This is a genomic window from Citrobacter sp. NCU1 (assembly GCF_010231475.1).
Taxonomy (GTDB): Bacteria; Pseudomonadota; Gammaproteobacteria; order Enterobacterales; family Enterobacteriaceae; genus Citrobacter_D.
Window position 1 is genome coordinate 1 of the sequence record NZ_NRDO01000133.1, and the last position, 1599, is coordinate 1599.

Annotated in this window: 2 protein-coding genes; both read left to right on the forward strand. The window is 53.3% G+C overall.

The window, feature by feature from the left end; translation table 11 throughout:
- Nucleotides 1-49: 49 nt before the first annotated feature.
- The gene (pdhA, locus tag CJP72_RS24890) at nucleotides 50-1117 is read left to right on the forward strand and encodes a pyruvate dehydrogenase (acetyl-transferring) E1 component subunit alpha (RefSeq protein WP_025695654.1); all 1068 of its coding nucleotides are present in this window, start codon (nucleotides 50-52) and stop codon (nucleotides 1115-1117) included.
- 14 nt (nucleotides 1118-1131) lie between these two features.
- The coding region (locus CJP72_RS24895; RefSeq protein ID WP_446714989.1) for an alpha-ketoacid dehydrogenase subunit beta at nucleotides 1132-1599 on the forward strand (468 nt) is incomplete at its 3' end.

The window sequence follows — 1599 nt, forward strand, 5'->3', positions numbered from 1 at the left end:
TCTATAATATTCAAATTGTTATTCAAATTTTTTTGCTGAGGTGAAGATAATGAGTAAAGTTCCTTACGAGGTATATACAGAGGACGTAGAGGCTCTTACGGTCCTTTCTCCGGCTGGAGAAGTGATCAATAAAGATAAAATGCCCGCTCTTACCGATGATCAATTAAAAGAAATAGCTTACCGCATGATTTTCACCCGTACTTGGGATGATCGTGCCGTTAACCTGGGCCGCCAAGGCCGCCTCGGCTTCTACGCCCCGACTTCCGGACAGGAAGCGACAATGGTCGGCAGTGAATTCGCTCTTGAGAAGGAGGACTTCATCTGCCCGGGCTACCGCGATATTCCGCAGCTTGTCTGGCATGGTCTGCCTCTTCATCAGGCGTTCCTGTACTCCCGCGGCCATCAGCACGGCGGTGAAATCCCTGAGGATGTCAGCGTGCTGCCTCCGCAGATCATCATTGGCGCTCAAATTCTGCATGCCACAGGCATTGCCATGGGCTTTAAATTGAAGAATCAGAAGAATGTCGCTATTACCTACACCGGGGACGGAGGCTCCTCTGAAGGCGATTTCTACGAAGGTCTTAACTTTGCGGGACGCTTCAAGCTGCCGGTCATTTTCTTTGTGCAAAATAACGGCTACGCCATCACAACGCCGTTCGCCAAGCAAACCGCTTCCAAGTCGATCGCCCATAAAGCGGTTGCTGCCGGCATTACCGGCGTGAAAGTGGACGGAATGGATATTTTTGCGGTCATTCAAGCGGTTAGAGAAGCCGCCGAACGCGCCCGGAATGGAGAAGGGCCTACCCTGATCGAAGCCGTTACGTACCGTTTCCGTCCGCACTCCCTGTCCGACGACGCGAGCAAATATCGCACCAAAGAAGAAGAAGGCGAGTGGAACGAGAAAGACCCGATCGCCCGTGTGGTTAAATATTTGGAGTCCAAAGGCCTGTGGAGCGACGAAGATACGCAGCGCGTGAAGGACGAAGCGAAGGCGAAAGTGAACGAAGAAATCAAGCTTGCGGAAAAAACCGAAAAAATGACGATCTCCGGCCTGATCGACAGTATGTTCGAAACGACGCCGAAAGATCTTGAAGAGCAAAAAGCCGATTTTGAATAAGGAGGATACTGGCTATGGCACAAATGAATATGAAAGAAGCGATTCGCGACGCGATGCGCGTCGAATTAAAACGTGATCCGAACGTCCTGATCTTCGGCGAAGACGTCGGCCATGTAGGCGGCGTATTCCGGGCGACAGAAGGATTGCAGGGCGAGTTCGGCGAGGAGCGCGTATTCGATACGCCGCTGGCTGAATCCGCTATCGGCGGTCTTGCTGTGGGCCTTGGCGTACAAGGTTTCCGGCCGATTGCCGAGATCCAGTTCGTCGGCTTTATTTTTGAAGCGCTGGACCAAATGGTTATACAGGCGGCCCGTCTGCGCTACCGCACCGGCGGCAAATACAACGCTCCAATCGTCTTCCGCACCCCGTTTGGCGGCGGCGTCAAGGCGGCTGAGCTGCACACCGACTCCCTGGAAGGCCTGATCGCTCAGAGCCCCGGCATCAAGGTTGTCGTTCCTTCCAACCCTTATGACGCGAAGGGA

Coding starts and splice junctions, on each gene's coding strand:
- pdhA (WP_025695654.1), top strand. CDS start 50: ATGAGTAAAGTTCCTTACGAGGTATATACAGAGGACGTAGAGGCTCTT.